This window comes from Limnobaculum allomyrinae, assembly GCF_016649425.1.
Taxonomy (GTDB): Bacteria; Pseudomonadota; Gammaproteobacteria; order Enterobacterales; family Enterobacteriaceae; genus Limnobaculum; species Limnobaculum allomyrinae.
Genome location: NZ_JADRCR010000005.1, coordinates 1 through 18,921 on the forward strand (window position 1 = coordinate 1; position 18,921 = coordinate 18,921).

Genomic DNA, 18,921 nt, shown 5'->3' on the forward strand with positions numbered 1-18,921 from the left:
TGGTACTGTTGGGATTCGCTTCGGCAGCGGCAATGGCTGCACGAAGACCGCCACCACCTGCTCCGATGATAGCAATGTCTGCGTTAAAGGTTTGCACTGCATTCCTCCAAATGTTCCAGTTTAATAATAAAAAGTAAGTCTTATACCAGCCAGTCAGATCTATAGCGTTAGGAAAATCTGATGTTAACCTTTAGAACCACCGAAAATATTGGTGAATCCAGTATAGGACGTCTATTCTACCTAATCTTGTGTAGACGAATATTGACGAGATCGATTTTTTTTATAGTTAGTCAGCATAATCCATTCATTTTTTTTGAAAATGGTTATATTAATAAAATGTGATCAATATATTAAATAAATGTATTTTCATATTATTTCATCCTGAAGTAATCGGATGCGCGCGTGGCTGAAACCAGAAAACCGTGGGTAAATTTGTCTGTCGGAAGAGATAAGGGTAGACTGCCGGACTAAATTAATTTTGGAGTAGAAAAAATGAGCGACCTGGCCAGTTGGCAGCCCAGCGCTTCTATCGCTAAATTATTAAAGCGTGCGAAAATTGTCAGTGAAATCAGACGGTTTTTCTCAGAGCGCGGCGTGTTGGAAGTGGAAACTCCGGCAATGAGTCAGGCAACGGTTACGGATATCCATCTGTTCCCTTTCCAGACACGTTTTGTCGGGCCGGGTGCTGCGGATGGTATGACGCTGTTTTTGATGACCAGTCCTGAGTTTCATATGAAGCGTCTGCTGGCTGCGGGTAGCGGCCCTATCTATCAGATGGGCAAGAGTTTCCGTAATGAAGAAGCGGGCCGTTATCACAATCCTGAATTCACCATGTTGGAGTGGTATCGCCCACACTTTGATATGTACCGTTTGATGAACGAGGTGGATGATCTGCTCCAACAGATTCTGGATTGCGAAGCCAGCGAAGTGGTTTCTTATCAGCAGATCTTTATTCGTCATCTGGAAATTGATCCACTCTCTGCGGATAAGCCTCAGCTAAGAGCGGCAGCGGCTAAATTAGATATGGAAGAACTGGCGAACCGGGAAGAGGAGCGTGACACCTTGTTGCAGATGCTGTTTGCATTTGGTGTGGAGCCGCATATTGGTCAGGAAAAACCTACGTTTGTTTATCACTTTCCAGCATCACAAGCGGCTCTGGCAGAGATTAGCTCTGAAGATCACCGCGTGGCAGAACGCTTTGAGGTCTATTATAAAGGTGTTGAGTTGGCAAACGGCTTTCGTGAGCTAACCGATGCCGGTGAGCAGCGTCAGCGTTTTGAGCAGGAAAATCGTAAGCGTGAAGCACGTGGGTTGCCGGTTCATCCTATTGATGAGAACTTTTTGGCTGCTTTGGCCTATGGTATGCCGGAATGTGCAGGTGTGGCGCTGGGTGTTGACCGTCTGATTATGATTGCGCTTTCAGCGCAGTCGATTAGTGAGGTTATGGCATTTCCGGTGGATAGAGCCTAATTATTGTTGTTCTTTTAGGTTGTTTAAATTTAGTTTGGAAGATATTCCGGCCGTAAAAACTAAGCACTAATATTGCTAATGTGCTCGGCCGCAAAGACCTTTGTACTCAGCGACAGAGTGCATCGGGCCTACTCCGCCTGGGGGCAGTTATGAAACACCTTGCGGTGTTTCACCCTTCTGGCTAGCGCAAGCGCTGTTCAAACAGGCTTTGCCTGTTTGTCCGGCAGCTAAAGCTGCTACGACCCCAAGGGCGGCTTCTCCCGATGATTGACATTTGCTTGAATAGAAAAAGGCGCTTTAGGCGCCTTTTTGATGTCCGGATCAAACCTTTATCAGGTTAGATTTCTCCGGTTTTAAACCGGGGTCTGAGGCCAGCGCGGGAGAGGGCGTCGGCGCGCATTTGGAATGGCGGGAATGGTAGCGTCAGGTCATGATCTGCATAAGCTTTGAGAATCAGCGAGTGCATTTCATGACGCAATGGCATTCTCATACCCATCTCGGCCGCGAATACCCGCAGTTCAAAGATTTGGATACCCTGTTGAATATCTACCAGGAAGGCATCAGGTGCCGGGGTTTCCAGTACGAACTGGCATTTGTGTGCTGCGTCTTCCAGTAGTTGTTTCACCAGATTTGGATCGGTTTCCGCCGTTGCCGGAACGGTTAAAACAATACGGGTAACGGAATCCGACAGCGACCAGTTAACAAACTGTTCGGTAATAAATGCCTGATTTGGAACAATGATTTCTTTTCTGTCCCAGTCAACAATGGTGGTTGCCCGGGTGTTGATTTTGGTAATCGAACCGGTTAACTCACGAATTGTCACCGTATCGCCAATACGAATAGGTTTTTCAAACAGAATGATCAGGCCGGAGACAAAGTTGGCGAAGATTTGCTGTAAACCAAAACCAAGCCCCACACCAAGTGCCGCAACTAACCACTGGAGTTTAGACCAGTCAACACCAATCATTGAGAAGGCCACCATGCCACCAATCAGCATCAGAATATATTTGGTGATAGTGGTAATGGCATAACCGGTACCCGGCGTCAGATCTAAGTGCTGGAGGATCGCCAGCTCCAGCAGTGCCGGTAAGTTACGAACTAACTGGGTGGTAACAATAAATACTAAGATGGCAATCAGCACAGAGCCTAAGGTAATGGCCTGAATGCTCTCTGTTCCCTGTACTGATGAGGTTACATCCCATAATCGGATGTTTTCCAGGAAGGCGAACGCCGAATGAATTTCTGACCAGAGGATGATAAGAGAAACCAGCGCAACCATGGTCAGGATAGAACGTACCAATTGTAGCGACTGGGCACTAATGGCATCCAGATCGACTACCACCGAGTCATCGTTATCTAATAGCCCTTCGGTACTGGTAGGCAGGCTCTCTTCTTCACCCTTAGCTCGCTGTGCCAGTCGTTCTGCCCGGCGCTGTTTTGCCCGGTCAAACTCGATTCTGCGTCGTTGAATCAGCATCCAACGGCGGATGATATGGTAAATGACCAGCAGACCAAACCAAATGGCAACTGAAGCTTCCAGTCGTAGTAACAGCGCCTGTGCAGTCGCCAAATAGCCAAAGCTGGCGGATAACGCCGCAGCAATCGGAGCACAAATCAGAAAGGTCCATAGCGCCTGATTAACCATATTCTCACCGGAACCTTTACGGTCGAGATAGAGGGGAATTCCGGCTCGCCTCAGGTTGGTGGTCATCATGACTAATGCGCCACATAACAGAATAAAGCAAATGCGACCCAATGTGCCGGAGAACTCACGATCGTTAAAGTTATCAAAACTGATTGAGGCAATAATTAACGGCACAACCAGCCAGAGCGACAGGCGATAATAGCGCATGGCGCGTGCCACCCGAGTTTGTGACCAGCGGAAGTGGGCGATAAACAGACCTTGTGGATGGGCGAAGCTGGCACTGATCATAAATACCCACATCAGCGGTACGGTCGCGTTAACGCCTTCACCGATGGCAACAGCAATAGGATACTGCCAGGCATGTTGCAGGCCATAGGCCAGAGCCCACCAGAGCACCGGCAGAGGAACAGCAACGATCACTGACCAAAATACGGTTCGAATAGTTGACGAGAATTGATCCTGAGTAACTTTACCAATACGTGATGCCACGCGTTCTAAAAATGCCTGATAGTGGCGACGGGAACTAAAGCCAAAGCCCACCAACACCAGTGCAGCCAAAATCAGCACCACCGACTCTTTGGTGGTGAGCATCATGCCAAAGGCACCACTAAGTTCAGACAACGTATCCAGCGATACCAGCTTATTCAGATCTTGCAGAACCTGAATCGGATAACTCAGGCTCAGTGTATTAACGTCTGCCACCCAGAACAAATAGCGGTGGGAGGCGTCTTTGATTTCTACCAGTGCATCGATTAGTTGGTTGTTAGAAACTTTTAGCTTAGTCAGTTCAAGGATTAATGAATCATCACCAGCAAGTAAGGATGACAGCAGCTCTTGCTGCATTTTGATCTGCTGCTTTGCGAGCTCTTGCTGTTGAGCGGTAAGGGGCTGTCCGTCATCCTGTAGCAGGGGAGCCATATGAGTCAATTTATCGCGTTGTTCATCCAGACTTAAACGCTGTACCCGAATTTCAGCCATTTCGCTATCCAGCGGCTGAGGTTTTGGCATTTCTGGCAGGCGGGAAACCTGCATCCTCAAACTTTCACCTAATGCAGTGGACATACCCAACCACTGAGCCTGTTCACTAAGCGAGCTCAGAGCCTGGCGAACTTGCAGAATTTTAGAAATTGTCGCTCGTTGTTCAGTCGTGATCTCATCTAAACGCACTGCCTGCTGGCTTAAGCGTTCAGATAATTCCTGATTTTCTTGTAATAGCTTACGAATAGAAAGCGGCAGATCGCCATGCTGTTCAGCCAACTGAGTGGTATGTTCCAGCGTTTGCTTGGTTTCCAACTGGCGGCGGGTGTTTAGCTGATTATTTATCAGTTGCAGCAGACTGTCAGTTTTAGCCTGTTTTTTCTTTACCACTTCAATTTGTAAGCGGGAAATTTCTTGCCGGTTACTGGCGGATAGCTGCTCTAATTCCAGTTCATCAGCTTTGGATTTGTAAAAGGCCAGCTCGGCCTGAAGCTGTAGTGACTTAGCCTGGTTAAGCGGTGTTGTCTGGTTGTTTTGTTCTGGCAGGCGACGTTCAAGATCGCCAAGTGCTTTACGCGTCGACGCCTGTTGCAACGGAAGTTGAGTCAGTGAGTTGCTGATTTCTCGTGCGCGATCCTGCTCCTGTTGAAGCTGGCGGCTGAGTTCCAGTAGCTGACTGTTAGTCTGAATTGATAATTGTTCCAGCTCGGCCAGCGTCAGATTTTCAGACGGTGGCTGTGCTTCACCATTGTCGGCCTCGAGTTGAGTACGCAGAGTTTTAGTGAGTTTGGGAAACTCATCAATGGCTTTGCGGTATTGCTGGCTGCGTGAAAGAGAGTCTGAACGTTCAGTTACCCAATTCAAGGCACTTTGATAGGCGTCCAGAATCTCTTTCTGATTCGGCATGTCCTTATCGGCTTCGACCAGTTTTATTTCCTGCTTGATCTGCCCGGCATCCAGCTGTGGCGCAGCCTGAAGTGGAGCCAAATACAGCAGGCTTATTAACAGGGCGAATAATAAACGGGTCAGCTTCATCATCTACTCAGCTTTTGGTTAAGTTACAGTGGTTAGTGAAGTTCACCTTTATTATTCACGGGCTTCCGCAAACAACGCTCCCATTCGAGTTGGTGTTTTGCATTGCAGAGCCGGTGAAAAAGTGATGCTGTTTTCAGCGAACAGGTTAATAACCGTAGAGCCTAATTTAAATCGGCCCATTTCATCGCCTTTTTTCAGTATGACCGATCCTTCACCTTCAGTTGGGTAAGTCCAACGTTGCAATACTCCCTGACGAGGTGGGGTAATGGTACCCGCCCAGACGGTTTCAATACTGCCAACAATAGTAGCGCCAACCAGAATTTGTACCATTGGGCCGAAATCAGTATCAAACAGGCAGATGACTCGTTCATTACGGGCAAACAGATTAGGAACATTTTCTGCCGTTAGCGGATTTACCGAGAACAAATCGCCGGGAACATACAGCATTTCACGCAGCACGCCATTACACGGCATATGTACCCGGTGATAGTCGCGAGGAGAAAGGTAGATAGTGGCAAATTGACCATTGCGAAATTTTTCCACCATCGGCATATTGCAGGCCAGCAGGGCTTCCAGCGTATAGTCATGTCCTTTGGCCTGAAGTAGTTTACCTTCAGTAATCGCACCTAACTGGCTAACGGCGCCATCGGCAGGCAGTGCCAGTTGGCGTTCACCCTCAACAATCGGGCGTGCTCCCTCTTTCAGTGGGCGAACGAAGAAATCATTAAATGTGGCGTATGACTCAGGATCTGGCTGTTGAGCTTCCTGCATATCTACGCGGTAATATTTGGCAAACCCTTTGACCACCAGACGGGTTAGCCATCCTGCCTGCTTACTGGCTCCCCAACCCGCCAGTTGAGTAAGCCCCTGCTTAGGGAGTAAATATTGTAACTGCACTTTTATACGATCCAGCACGGGGTATCCTCTTTGCATTATCTGTCTGACTGTTAAATCAAAGTCGCGCATTGTAGCGGGGCTGATATATAAAGTCATTCACCTGCCGCATACCGCTATTAATTGTTATTCATCCTGATTATGACCACAGCTAACCGGCAATGTTTCAGGCAATAGATCCCCGGATTTCGCTAACAGTTCGATTCCGGGAATAATATGTTATTAATCTTTAGTTTCTAATGTGTTTTTACGAACTTTTACGTCCGCCATACTATCCAGAATTTTTAGATAGTTATCATAGCGTTCTTCGGCAATTTTTCCCTGCTCTACTGCTTCACGGATAGCACATCCAGGATCGTCAATATGCTTACAGTCGCGGAATTTACAGTGACCCAGATAGTCGCGAAACTCAATATAACCTTCTGTTACCTGTTCCGGCTCCAGATGCCATAGACCAAATTCACGCACTCCAGGTGAATCAATAATGTCACCTCCATCAGGCAGGTGATACAGGCGAGACGCGGTGGTAGTGTGTTGGCCAAGCCCGGAGTTATCGGATACTTCACCTACGTGAATATTGGCCTCATCGGCAGGCAGCAGAGCGTTCAGTAGACTGGATTTACCCACACCTGACTGACCGGCAAAAATGCTAATGTGGTGATCGAGGTGAGATTTTAACTCCACCATTCCTTCACCGGTATAGCTGGAAACCTGTAGTACGGTATAGCCAATATGCTGATAGATTTGCATGGTTTGATTGATAAACTCACGGCCTTCTTCATCAAGTAAATCGACTTTGTTCAATACAATGATTGGTTCAACGGATAACGTTTCGCAAGCCACCAGGTAGCGGTCGATAATATTCAGTGAAAGCTCAGGCAATATGGCTGAGACGATAATAATTTGATCGATATTGGCAGCAATGGGTTTTATGCCGTCATAAAAATCGGGCCGGGTAAGGACAGAAATACGGTCGTGTACCGCTTCTATCACGCCTTTGGCTTGTGCAGTGATCGCCGCTCGCCATACCACACGATCGCCGGTGACCAACGAGCCAATAGTACGGCGAATATTGCAGCGGTGCAGGCTGGCATCCGGTGCTTCAACATCGGCGTGCTTACCAAAACGGCTAATGACGATGCCTTCCTGAGGCTCGCCAAACAGCGAATCATCAGGCTCTGGTTTTTGATTTGTTGTCTGTAAACGTCGCTGATGATTTGCAGCAACGCGTCGTTGTTGACCTTTAGACAGTTTATTCTTACTCACAAAAATACCTTTTAGCAGCAGTGACAGTCGCCGGGAACGCGTCAAACGGCTATGATACACTGATGTTCAGTTAATCACGCAGGAAACATCATGTCCGGGAATGAGAATAACCTGATTTGGATCGATCTGGAAATGACCGGTTTAGATCCTGAAATTAATCGCATCATCGAAATCGCCACGATAGTAACGGATGCTAACCTGAATATTCTGGCTGAAGGGCCGGTTTTCGCTATCCATCAAACGGATGAACATATGGCGTTGATGGACGAGTGGAACACCACTACCCATACCGCAAGTGGATTAGTGACGCGGGTTAAGCAGAGCACTTTTGATGAACAGGCTGCCGAACAAAAGACCATTGAGTTTTTACAGCAGTGGGTACCTCAGGGTTGCTCGCCTATTTGTGGTAACAGCATCGGCCAGGATCGCCGCTTCCTTTATCGCTATATGCCAGAGCTGGAACGCTATTTCCATTATCGCTATTTGGATGTCAGCACATTGAAAGAGCTGGCGCGCCGCTGGAAACCAGAAGTATTGGCCGGTATTACTAAACAAAGTACTCACCAGGCGTTGGATGATATTCGTGATTCAATTGCCGAGCTTGCTTATTATCGTGAGAATTTTATTAAGTTATAAAGCTGGCTGAAGACGTGAGTGTCTGCTGCTTATTAGCGCATTTTGTCGCTTTAATAGGCAGACAAAAGATAATGTGCGATTTTTTCGATAACAGGGCTTGCGGGGCGGATTAGTTTTCGTATAATGCGCTCCCCGTCACGTTGTAATTTGTATAACGTACGGCCTTCCAAATGCGGGAATAGCTCAGTTGGTAGAGCACGACCTTGCCAAGGTCGGGGTCGCGAGTTCGAGTCTCGTTTCCCGCTCCAATATATTGTATGTTGAAGTCTTTAGTTTTTTGAAAGTAAAAACTAAATTCACCAAAGATCGTTTGTTGATATTCTCTCAACGTTCCTCTCAGCTGGTTTTTTTTGGTAAATTTGTATCTTGCTGCACTTGATAAGCGCATTGGGATAGCCTCTTTTGTTTCGTCGCGGCTGGTCATGTCGATGCCAAGTGCTTTGTGGATTGTCGCCTCTCTAATGGTTTTATTGTTTATAAATCTATCAGGGAAGGGAAAGACTTGTTCTTTTTCCATCAGATTTTAAGCTCCCTTCGTAATTTTCTAAGGCATTCTTTCCTTTTTACAAAAGTTGACCAAGATGGGTTTATCGACAATGATAAAAACTGTTGCTGTTTTAAATGTAAATAGTGATGAGACTTACCCAATGGAAACAAGAAATAAAATAAGGGAACCTGTCGGGACTGGATTAATCTCTTTAGGGATGATGAAACGGGTATAGAAAGTGTAAAAGCCCATTTTTGTGGACATGCTTATGACGCGCATGACCATGATGAGGTGTTAGTTGGGGTAACCGAGCAAGGGTTACAACGCTTTAACTGCCATCGTTCTGTGCATATCAGCCGTCCCGGAAGAGCCATACTTATTGAGCCGGGGGCTGTTCATGATGGACAAGCTGTTGAGGCTGCCGGTTTCACCTATGCCATGCTTTATTTGCCTCAAGCATGGTTGTCTGAAATGATGCAACGGCGTGAGCTAGGTGATGTGTCTGCAATAGAAGCCGCTTTTCGTAACACGTTGACCGATGAACCAGCGTTGATCATAGCTATACAGCGGGCATTTTCAGCTATTCACCATAAGGAAGGGCGACTGGCCCGTGATCAAAGTCTGGATCACTTAATCTCCCTTCTTTCTCGACATATTGGCGTTAAGCCACAATCTATCTTGAACGACTCCCTTAGTCAGATGTATCAACTTAAGGATTATCTTCACGATAGTCTGCATTTGGACGTCGGATTGGACGACCTTTCTCGCTATTCCGGTATTGATCGTTTTCGTTTAACTCGGCAATTCAAAAAGGCTTTTGGACAATCCCCTCACGCTTATCTTGTGCGTCTTAGGCTCCGAACTGCGCGTAAATTACTTGCGAATGGAATAGAACCGGCGTTGGTTGCCTCACAAGTCGGTTTTTCAGATCAAAGCCATATGGGGCGCTGGTTTCAGCGGGCCTATCGATTCTCTCCGGCAGATTATCAGCGTCGCTGCACAAACGTTCTAGACTGATGCTGCTTTCTCTCCGAATATATCTTTTTAGAGAAAAATCGGAGAATGATTACAGATGTTTGACACAAAAATAGCTTTTATTGTGCTTGACGATCTGCTTGTCTGGCAGAAATTAAATGTTGTTTCTTTTTTGGCTACCGGTATAGCCTCTGCTTATCCAGAGATCATGGGGGCTCCCTATATCGACTCATTAGGGCGTTGTTACGCGAACATGTCAGGACAACCTATGCTTATTTTTGAAGCAGATCTTTCTGGACTTCAGAATGCCCATCGTAAAGGGCTTGAACGCGAACTTACCCTCGTTCCTTATGTACATGCCATGTTCTCAACCGGTCATGATGAGGCCAACCGGCAGGTATTTCTTGCCGAAGATCCTAACAATATGAACCTTGTTGGTCTGGCAATCTGTGGTTCTAAAAAAGTAGTAGATAAAGCAATAAAAGGGTTATCTCTACATAAGTAACCTATTCAATCCCGGAGGAACTAGGGTTAATCAATATGAATCAATTGATTGTGGCAAAGTAGAAGCAATCCCAGCTTTACGAGGCATTTTTAAATATCGTAGCTCGGAAGCTGGCGCATTAGCCATGTATTACGTGGGTATTCTCTGGATACTAAGGATGCGTTATATCAAATTAACTACGAAGCACTGGAAAAAGGAACTACGGGTATAGAGAAGCCGCCGTATTTATTGCAACAGAAGAACCAGGATTACCCGAACAGCAGGACACTGAACTCGTCTCCGTGGAAGCGTTATTTGATAAATGACATAGTCATGAGGTCAGGAAAGTTCCTTCGGATAGCAGCGAATACGATGCCATGTTCCCTGACCATCCATTAAGTAGAGTAAGGTATTGGCTTAATGAATTTCCGACACCGGTTAAAATTAGTGAAGCGCTAAAACATCAGCCTGTGTACACACCAGAGTAGTGATGACTTACCAATACAAATTATGCAATGACGTTTTTGGTCTATTCTGTAATAGTCAGGAAAAACGATACCCAAACTCAGACAATTCCTATGGACTGATTTTGACCAATTGATGAAAAAATCGTCTGCATTGGTTGCTACGGTGGGCTTTGCGGTTATTTTGACCAGTAAAAATTTTCGTTAAAAGTCTTGCCAGCGTTATGAGTTTAGTACATAATGCAGCGCATCCAAACGCAGGGTGTAGTTATTTTGTTTTTATAATCATAGCGTTATAACAACAAGTTATCTTGCGTAAGGAGTTATCTGCATTGAGATGCGGGAATAGCTCAGTTGGTAGAGCACGACCTTGCCAAGGTCGGGGTCGCGAGTTCGAGTCTCGTTTCCCGCTCCAAATTTCAGATAACAGCACCAGATTTACCTCTCTAATGCGGGAATAGCTCAGTTGGTAGAGCACGACCTTGCCAAGGTCGGGGTCGCGAGTTCGAGTCTCGTTTCCCGCTCCAAATCTTTCTTCGTACGATCCTCTTTTTTACTACACACACAATAATCACTGTTGATGTTTTGTCATACCGAATTTGCAATATATTCTCTTAGCCATTGATGCGCCGGATCCTTGTGGGAACGCTTGTGCCAGAGCATGGTTACCTAAAACACCGGAACCTTAACTGCCGGTTTCATAATTTATAGCGTCGGGATGCTATTTATTAAATGTAAAAGCAACATAGCAAGCCGGTCAGATGGTGATAGCCAGTTCTAAATAAAAGCCCCGGTGTCTCGGGGCTATAACTCTTTCATTATCGATTAATAAGGAATGCTACTTCCCTCTGATAAACTCCAGTAAATCTTTATTAATCTGATCCTTGTGAGTGCTGCAAATGCCGTGTGACCCGCCTTTGTACACTTTGACATGTGGATCCGGCAGCAATTTGATAGCTGCTTCACTGGAGCTTTTTGGTGGCACAATCTGATCGTCATCACCATAAATAACCAGTGTCGGAATCGTCATCTTCTTGAGATCTTCCCGCAGGTCGGTTTCAGAGAAGGCTTTTACGCAGTCATAAAGTGCTTTAATTGAGCCAGACATACCCTGTAACCAGAAGCTGTCACGTAGCCCTTGTGAAGGTTTTGAATCAGGACGATTGAAACCATAGAAGGTTTCAGACAGCTCTTTAAAGAACTGTGACCGATCATCGTGTACCCCTTTACGGATCCCATCAAACACTTCTTTAGGCAGGCCCGCCGGATTGAAGTCGGTTTTTAACATAATGGGGGGGACTGCACCAATTAATACCGCTTTTGATACTCTCTGAATACCATGACGACCGATATAGCGAGCAACTTCGCCACCTCCGGTTGAGTGCCCTACATGTATCGCATCACGTAAATCCAGCGCTTTAGTTAATTCAGCCAGATCGTCTGCATACTGATCCATATTGTGTCCTCCCCAGGGTTGGGAAGAACGCCCGTGTCCCCGGCGGTCGTGGGCTATTACCCGGTAGTCATGGGAGGCGAGAAACAGCATTTGATCTTCGAAAGCATCAGAAGAGAGCGGCCAGCCGTGACTGAATACTACTGGTTGACCATAACCCCAATCCTTATAGTACAGCGTCGTTCCATCTTTGAGCTTAATCGTATTCGTTGTTGACATCTTTTCGATCCTTATACGTTTTTGCTAAAGATTAATTTCTAAATCAGAACATTAGAGATATGACTGACGTTATATTTTCACGTTCAATCTTTCCCTAAAGGGGAAGACACAACTTATTTCCCTCCCCAACTGTTAATCCTAGTACAAAAATGAGAGGTGAATCGATTTGCAGAAAGACAACGCTTTTAAAAGAAAATATTCAAGGAGGTAATGCAAAATATATAAATATAACGCAATGATTAATAATGAATTTGTTGTTTTTGATATTTACTCTTTTATTGGCATAGATGTTCAGGAATGGTATAACATCCGGCAGATCAGATTGCTGACACTGTGCTGGGGAACCAGCTCCGATAATGTACTGAAAGGGATACTTCGGGGAGCAGTCAGAAAAACACACTCTGTTAGCGTACTTATATCGCAATAAAGCAAGGATAACCTGATGAATTCTATCGTTTCATATACTGACCGCGCAGTTCAAAAACTTAAACAACTCGGCATTATTGTTGCCGGAGAGCCTGAAGCACCGGTCATGACACTGTTGGATGCTATTTCTAACCTTGATAACAATCGCGTAGTTGCCATTGCCCGCACTCTACAGCAACAAAGCAGCTTCAACGCTATCGTACGTGACAACATTATGGGAATGGATATTGCTAATCGTCAGGGCACGATTGTGGCGGCATTCGATTCAATTCGTAATGATGCTCAAAATATGGTGACCTGGTTGGATGACGGTAAACTGGATCTGGTTGAACGGGTTAAAAATGGCTGGATGGTATTAGTCAGAGGCTCAATTCCCGATCGTTTCAACAAGATCAAAGAAACCTATATGGAGGTTGCTAAAGCCTCATCCGAGCAAATCAGCCGTGAACGTACCATTCTGGATGCTTATCAGGATTTCCGTTTTGGTTTAAAACAGGCGCAGATCGATGCTCAGGAACTGCTGACGCTAGCGGAAAAAAACCTGGAACAGTGCAAAACCCAATTGCAGGCTGCTCATGAGGCCAGAGAGCATGCCACCACCACTGATGCCGCTGAACTGGCTCGTTTAGAATTGAGTCGTGATGAAGCGCTGCGCCTGATGCAAAAAGAAGATGAGCGCTACCAGATTGTGAAAGATCTCACTGAAAACTTGCTGGTGGCTTATAACTCAGCGGAAGCGGTATTTGCTCGCCTGCAACAAACCTCATCGGTAAAAGAGCGGGTGTATCGCCAGAGCGTGGTATTTTTCTCTACCAATGAAATCGTATTTACTGCTCTGTCAGCTTCAATGACATCATTAAGTGGTTTGTCTGAAAGCACTAAAACGCTGGAAGCTATGAAAGACGGCATCAATAAAGGTCTGGAAACCATTGCTGAAGCGGGTAACAAACATCTGGAAGCGGGTCTGCGTGCCGGTTACGGTTCCACTATCAAAGCGGAATCTATTCGCTCGCTGGTTAACGCTATCACCAGTTATCAGGAATCCAGTCATAAGCTCATTGAAGAGCTGCGGGTTGAGTCAACCAACAATGCGAAAGAGCTGGAAAATATCGTAGAAGACGGAAAACGTCGCTTCTCTGAAATTGTGCTGAAGGCTGCCGTTGAATGAGTGAAGTAAAGCTTAGCGATCAGTTAGGTGCAATGGCGATTATTGATGACCTCTATCAGCAACAGATCGCGTTAGAAGAGCAGCTTAATCCCGTTGGATTACGCCGCAAAATTGCCAAAAAAATCAAAGAGTATTACCAGTCGAGAGGCATGGACATTCAGGACGAACTGATAGAACAGGGCGTGAATGAATGGTTCTCCGATCGGCTGCGTTTTCAGATGATTAAGCCTGCATGGCATCAGCGCCTGCTGGCTAAGCTTTACCTTAAGCGTCGAATATTTATTTACCTGTTTATTGCGGCATTAATTGCGCTGGGGGTCTATTTTAGCGCCGGTTATATGATGACCCGGGTAGTAAAAGATTCGATTGTTAAACAGCAAGAAGCCGAAGTGCAGCTTATTAAGAGCATTGCTGGTTATCAGCGAGAGTTTGATACGCTGGGCCAGAAACCATTGCGTTATGCCACATCACAGGGCCAATCCCTGAAGGATGAGAGTACTAAGTTGATAGCGCAACTGCGTGAGAAGCAGGTTGCTTTTGATCGTACCCTGAATCTGAGTGAGTCTTCGCGTCCTGCACTGTTGGATCAAAAAGAGTATCTGGTCGCCATTTACCAAATGATGGAGAAAGATTATCGCTCACTTGGCGATATGTTAACTCGTTATCGATTGGTGGCAGATAACGATCGGCGTATTCAGCAGGTTCTGAAACGGGCAAGCTGCGGCAGGTGACTATCTTTGGGCTGCAAGTACCGCAAAGTGAATATTTGAAAGTCAGAAAAGACAAGATGGATGACGGTCATATTCAAAGTAATCTGGCGGGCAAAAAGCCGGTCGGCTCTCTGAGTTTCAACTATGCTGGTTCCAGTAACGGCAAAATCATCATGGAGTGGTAAGTTATGAAAGCTTCTGAAGTATCAGGCCTTATCTATAACCATGAGATTGAGCTGGAAAGGCGAGCTCGTGAACTGAATACCAATATTATGTTCAGTCGTGAAAAAGTCGTGGAATTGAAAAGAGAGCTGATGAGTATCTACCAGCAGATGGCTAAAGTGCTGCTGCTGGAGAGTCCGGATGTTCGTGATCTTACTCAGATCAATCAATTGATTGATCAACTGAAAAGCCAAATCGCAGACTTAAATACTCGACTGAGTACCCTAAAACAGAGAATGGACAAAGATCAGCAGAAATATGACGAACTAACAGCTGAAGCCGGAGAGTTAGAAAAACGTCGTGATGAGCTGCTATCGCAAGATCCTGTATTTGTGAAGTTGAACGGTCAATATATTCAGGTTGATAATGACGCTTTATCAATTGATGAATTAAGCCACCAGATACAAGAAGAAGCCGACAATAAGCTGGCTGAATATGATGCAAATTCTTCGTTTCACTATTTAGTTCAGCGTAAGTTTGGTCAGCCTGATTATCAGGGAAAATGGATTTTCCGTAATCTTGATAACTGGTTGGCTCGTCAGGTTGATTTTCCGCGTAATTTCCGTAATTACAATATGCTGCATGCAATGAAGCAGGAGATTGTTAAACGTCAATTGACGGTGACTCAGCGATTAGACGCCTTATCAGCCAAACGCGACACGATGATTGCTGGTGTCGCGCAAAATGTAGGATTAGCGGAACTTAATCAACAGTTGAGCCGGCTGGAAAAAGTGATTGATGAAGGCCATATTAATATTAAGACGTTGCATGAAGAATTACGCAAAAACATTACCGGAGATGGTGCGCTATTTGAATCTGTCACCGCGAAGATTGCTGAAGTTATGAAAACATTGCCGCTTGATAAATTAAATGCTTTGACCTTAAAAACAGAATCATCTTTAGATGATGAATTGTTGAAAAGAGTATTGGCAACTAAAAATAGTATTGCTTCGTTTGAAAATGATATTGCTACACTCTATCCGGAATGGGTGAGAGTCGGTACGGAATACGATCGTATCCATGCTATGGCGCAGAGTTTTATTAACAGTGATTTAAATCGTAGTAAATATCACTATGATATTGGTACCAACCAAATCGAAACTGTTTTAGCGTCAATTTTTAGCGGCGATTTTGGTTCTCGCCATTTGTTAGAAATATTAAAAAGCGTCAGATATGTACCGAGCAATAATAGCGCTGGTTCTTCCAGTTACAGCTCGAGTTCCAGCTCAAGTTCTTCTGGTGGTTTTTGGTCGACATCCAGCTCAAGTTCCAGCCGCTCATCATCATCCCGAAGTGGGGGATATAGTTCCTCTTCTTCATCCGGTGGCGGGGGTTTTAGTTCTTCTTCCTCAAGCGGTGGCGGCAAATTTACTACCACCGATAGTTTTTAAATTAAATTGAATAGAGAATAATTCTGTTTTTTAGTTTTAATATTATTTGTGCTCTTTTCTTAGTGACCCACAGAGATATTTAAAATATCTCTGTGGGTCTTTATTTATATGCATTTCAATTATTGTCAACAGAGTTATCCACAGATTTATTCTCTCAGAGGATAAGATTATTACTTAATGATCTAAAAACGTCATAAACTTTATGAGTTGAAATTAAAAGGATTTTTAATTTTAAATTTGTTGTTTTGATCGCTTGACGTTTTTTTCACGATTGATAGATAAAGCCTTTTGATTTTTTTATACACAAATCACTGATGTTTTATATTATGCTCTTTTGTTCCTCTTATGAGGTAGATTATGCATCTCTTGGCAACCCCTTTTTTACTGAGCGAATAAGCCTTAACTGTTTCGATGCCAGCACCTCTGTACCTTGCTGTTCCCGCTTTTCCCATTGGCGAGCAAGAGCCCACTCGATGTGTTCATCAACAATCGGGTAGAGTCCTTTTCTTTGTTTTAAAGCTTCAATGATTTCAGCCTGATAAGGTGCATTACCCAATGCAACACTGATGTTTCTTAGCCAACGAAAATGACCGATTCTTCGAACAGGAGAACCCTCGGTTTTAGATAGAAATGTAGCCTCATCCCAGGCATATAGTTCTAAAAGCGATTGATGATGTAATGTTGGTCGAGGGAAAAAATCTTGCTCTTCAGTGAGTGGCGCTATCCGGTTCCACGGGCATCCCATTTGGCAATCATCACAGCCATATATTCGATTACCCATTAGTGGCCGTAATTCTTCAGGAATCGAGCCTTCCAATTCTATGGTCAGATAAGAGACACAGCGTCGGGCATCTACAATGTAGGGTTCAACAATTGCGCCTGTTGGGCATAAGGTCATACAGGCAACACAGCGGCCACATTCTTCTTCCACCGGTTGATCGACAGGAAGTGGAATATCTACCAGTAATTCCCCAAGGAAAAACCAGGAGCCCGCTTCGCGGTTAATAATGAGTGAGTGTTTACCTGTCCAGCCAATTCCGGCTTTGGCGGCTAATGGTCGTTCCATAATCGGAGCCGAATCGACAAAGGGGCGGAAATGTAAATTTTCGCAATGTTGTTGAATTTTCTCTCCCAACTTTTTTAATCGTTGGCGTAATACTTTATGATAATCGCGGCCTAACGCGTAACGACTGATATAGCCAATATAGGGATCGGCAAGAGATTTTGCGAACGATGCCTGAGGTGGAAGGTAATTCATGCGTACGCTGATAACGCGTAGTGTTCCCGGTTCCAGTTCATGGGGTCTGGCCCGCATCATGCCATAGCGAGCCATCCACGCCATATCGCCATGGTATTGTTTATCAAGCCAGGCTTGCAATCGAGGTTCTTCCAGCGTCAGGTCGGTGTCGCAGATACCAACCTGTTGAAAACCTAGTGCTTGCCCCCATTGCTTGATATGTTGGGCTAATAGATTGAGATCGAGAGGATGTGACATGACAGACCATCAGCAGAAACGAAACACCATAAGCTTACCACATTCTGTCTTCAGCGCCGACTGGGTACGTGAAAATGAAAAACTGGCAGCCCGACAAATGGGTGTTTCTCTTTATCAACTTATGGAACGTGCGGGTGAAGCGGCATTTCTTTTATGTCGTAAACTCTATCCGGATGCCCGACGCTGGCTAATTTTATGTGGGCACGGTAATAACGGTGGTGATGGTTATGTTATTGGGCGCTATGCCAGACAATATGGCATTGAGGTGACATTGATTGGCTGTGGCGATATACACACATTGCCACCGGAGGCGCGTCAGGCGAGGGATAACTGGAGCAATAATTATGGTTCTGTCTTGCCGGAAAATGTCCTATGGCCAGAGAATTGCGATCTGATTATTGATGGATTGTTGGGTACAGGAATTCAAGCTGAGCCGCGTGAGCCTTATGCTTCTTTAATTCACAGAGCAAATCAGTATTCGGCTCCCATTGTTGCACTGGATGTTCCTTCCGGTTTGAATGCTAACACCGGAGCCGTTGGTGAGGCAGCTATTCAGGCCAGCCAAACCTTAACCTTTGTCGCGTTAAAATCAGGATTACTGACTGGACAAGCCAGAAATGTCACCGGTGCTCTGTATTATGATGCTTTAGGATTATCTGACTGGGTCAGGGAACAAAAAGCACCAATTCAACGTCTTACCGTTACCGATGTTAAACAGTGGATTAAGCCTCGTCGCCCTTGTTCCCACAAGGGCGACCATGGAAAGTTGCTGGTGATTGGTGGCGAGGTGGGTACCGGTGGCGCGATTCGAATGGCGGCGGAGGCTGCATTACGTACCGGCTCAGGGCTAGTGCGAGTGCTAACCCGAGCGGAACATATTGCACCTGTTTTAGCCGCTCGCCCTGAATTGATGGTTCAGGAACTGACAGAAGAGAGTCTGGATGCCAGCATTGCCTGGGCGGATGTGATTGCTATCGGACCGGGATTGGGGACTTCTGAATGGGCTAAGGCAGCAATAAAGCAGGTGAGTGCCAGTGAAAAGATAATGCTTTGGGATGCAGATGCACTTAACTTGCTGGCAATTAGCCCCGATAAACGGCAAAATCGCATCATTACACCCCATCCCGGGGAGGCCGCCCGGCTTTTGCAGTGTAATATTCAACAAATTGAAAGCGACCGCTTACTTTCAGCTCAAAAACTGGCTGAGCGTTATGGTGGTGTGGTGGTACTGAAAGGCGCCGGAACGGTTATTGCTGATGAAAATCTTCATCTGGCGATTGCGGATGTGGGGAATGCGGGTATGGCATCCGGCGGTATGGGGGATGTGTTATCAGGTATTATTGCCAGCCTGTCCGGGCAAGGTCTTTCTCCGTTTAATGCTGCTTGTGCTGGTTGTGTTATTCATGGTGGCGCAGCAGATATTGTCGCATGGCGACAGGGGGAAAGAGGTATGATAGCCACGGATTTACTGCGGGAAATACCAAAGCTGGTGAACCCTTGATT

The 18,921-nt window shown here is 45.6% G+C and carries 14 protein-coding genes and 3 tRNA genes; 12 read left to right on the top strand and 5 right to left on the bottom strand.

Going from position 1 to position 18,921, the window contains the following annotated elements; genetic code table 11:
* Positions 1-492 precede the first annotated feature (492 nt).
* The gene (gene epmA, locus I2494_RS10580; RefSeq protein WP_218467019.1) at positions 493-1,470 is read left to right on the top strand and encodes an elongation factor P--(R)-beta-lysine ligase; all 978 of its coding nucleotides are present in this window, start codon (positions 493-495) and stop codon (positions 1,468-1,470) included.
* A 337-nt stretch (positions 1,471-1,807) separates the two neighbouring features.
* On the opposite strand, the gene mscM is transcribed toward epmA, so the two are convergent.
* From mscM to rsgA, 3 genes are all read right to left on the bottom strand, one after another.
* Positions 1,808-5,131, bottom strand: coding sequence for a miniconductance mechanosensitive channel MscM (mscM, locus tag I2494_RS10585; RefSeq protein WP_218467018.1), 3,324 nt, complete (start codon positions 5,129-5,131; stop codon positions 1,808-1,810).
* A 48-nt stretch (positions 5,132-5,179) separates the two neighbouring features.
* On the bottom strand, positions 5,180-6,043 hold the full coding sequence (asd, locus tag I2494_RS10590; RefSeq protein WP_218467017.1) for an archaetidylserine decarboxylase: 864 nt from the start codon (positions 6,041-6,043) through the stop codon (positions 5,180-5,182).
* 201 nt (positions 6,044-6,244) lie between these two features.
* On the bottom strand, positions 6,245-7,288 hold the full coding sequence (gene rsgA / locus I2494_RS10595; protein ID WP_130590201.1) for a small ribosomal subunit biogenesis GTPase RsgA: 1,044 nt from the start codon (positions 7,286-7,288) through the stop codon (positions 6,245-6,247).
* Positions 7,289-7,378: 90 nt separating this feature from the next.
* Here rsgA and orn point away from each other — a divergent pair, with 90 nt between their 5' ends.
* The 6 genes from orn to I2494_RS10625 all read left to right on the top strand — a co-directional run bounded on the left by orn (position 7,379) and on the right by I2494_RS10625 (position 10,861).
* Entirely contained in the window at positions 7,379-7,924 is a 546-nt protein-coding gene (orn, locus tag I2494_RS10600) for an oligoribonuclease (RefSeq protein WP_218467016.1), read from the top strand.
* Positions 7,925-8,096: 172 nt separating this feature from the next.
* Positions 8,097-8,172, top strand: a tRNA-Gly gene (locus I2494_RS10605).
* Positions 8,173-8,612: 440 nt separating this feature from the next.
* On the top strand, positions 8,613-9,428 hold the full coding sequence (locus tag I2494_RS10610) for an AraC family transcriptional regulator (protein WP_218467033.1): 816 nt from the start codon (positions 8,613-8,615) through the stop codon (positions 9,426-9,428).
* 55 nt (positions 9,429-9,483) lie between these two features.
* Positions 9,484-9,891 (top strand): DUF2000 domain-containing protein, encoded by a 408-nt coding sequence (locus I2494_RS10615; RefSeq protein WP_218467015.1) that lies wholly within the window; start codon positions 9,484-9,486, stop codon positions 9,889-9,891.
* A gap of 782 nt (positions 9,892-10,673) precedes the next feature.
* Positions 10,674-10,749 (top strand) — tRNA-Gly (locus I2494_RS10620).
* Between the two features lie 36 nt (positions 10,750-10,785).
* Positions 10,786-10,861, top strand: a tRNA-Gly gene (locus I2494_RS10625).
* A 311-nt stretch (positions 10,862-11,172) separates the two neighbouring features.
* On the opposite strand, the gene I2494_RS10630 is transcribed toward I2494_RS10625, so the two are convergent.
* Positions 11,173-12,006, bottom strand: a complete 834-nt coding sequence (locus I2494_RS10630) for an alpha/beta fold hydrolase (RefSeq protein WP_218467014.1) — start codon at positions 12,004-12,006, stop codon at positions 11,173-11,175.
* Between the two features lie 442 nt (positions 12,007-12,448).
* Here I2494_RS10630 and I2494_RS10635 point away from each other — a divergent pair, with 442 nt between their 5' ends.
* From I2494_RS10635 to I2494_RS10650, 4 genes are read left to right on the top strand one after another with little or no spacing between them, the layout of a single operon-like run.
* Entirely contained in the window at positions 12,449-13,600 is a 1,152-nt protein-coding gene (locus tag I2494_RS10635) for a merozoite surface protein 3b (RefSeq protein ID WP_228350919.1), read from the top strand.
* Entirely contained in the window at positions 13,597-14,331 is a 735-nt protein-coding gene (locus I2494_RS10640) for a DUF6384 family protein (protein WP_218467013.1), read from the top strand. Before I2494_RS10635 ends, I2494_RS10640 begins: the two co-directional genes overlap by 4 nt.
* On the top strand, positions 14,328-14,495 hold the full coding sequence (locus I2494_RS10645) for a DUF6384 family protein (RefSeq protein WP_218467012.1): 168 nt from the start codon (positions 14,328-14,330) through the stop codon (positions 14,493-14,495). Before I2494_RS10640 ends, I2494_RS10645 begins: the two co-directional genes overlap by 4 nt.
* Before the next feature lie 3 nt (positions 14,496-14,498).
* A complete protein-coding gene (locus I2494_RS10650) occupies positions 14,499-15,923 on the top strand; it encodes a coiled-coil domain-containing protein (protein ID WP_218467011.1) in 1,425 nt (474 codons plus the stop codon).
* Positions 15,924-16,278: 355 nt separating this feature from the next.
* Here the strand turns inward: I2494_RS10650 and queG are convergent, their stop codons facing one another.
* Complete coding sequence (gene queG / locus I2494_RS10655; RefSeq protein WP_218467010.1) at positions 16,279-17,418, bottom strand: tRNA epoxyqueuosine(34) reductase QueG; 1,140 nt, start codon at positions 17,416-17,418, stop codon at positions 16,279-16,281.
* Between queG and nnr the strand changes: the two genes are divergently transcribed.
* Positions 17,417-18,919, top strand: a complete 1,503-nt coding sequence (nnr, locus tag I2494_RS10660) for a bifunctional ADP-dependent NAD(P)H-hydrate dehydratase/NAD(P)H-hydrate epimerase (protein WP_218467009.1) — start codon at positions 17,417-17,419, stop codon at positions 18,917-18,919. The genes queG and nnr overlap by 2 nt on opposite strands.
* Positions 18,920-18,921 lie beyond the last annotated feature (2 nt).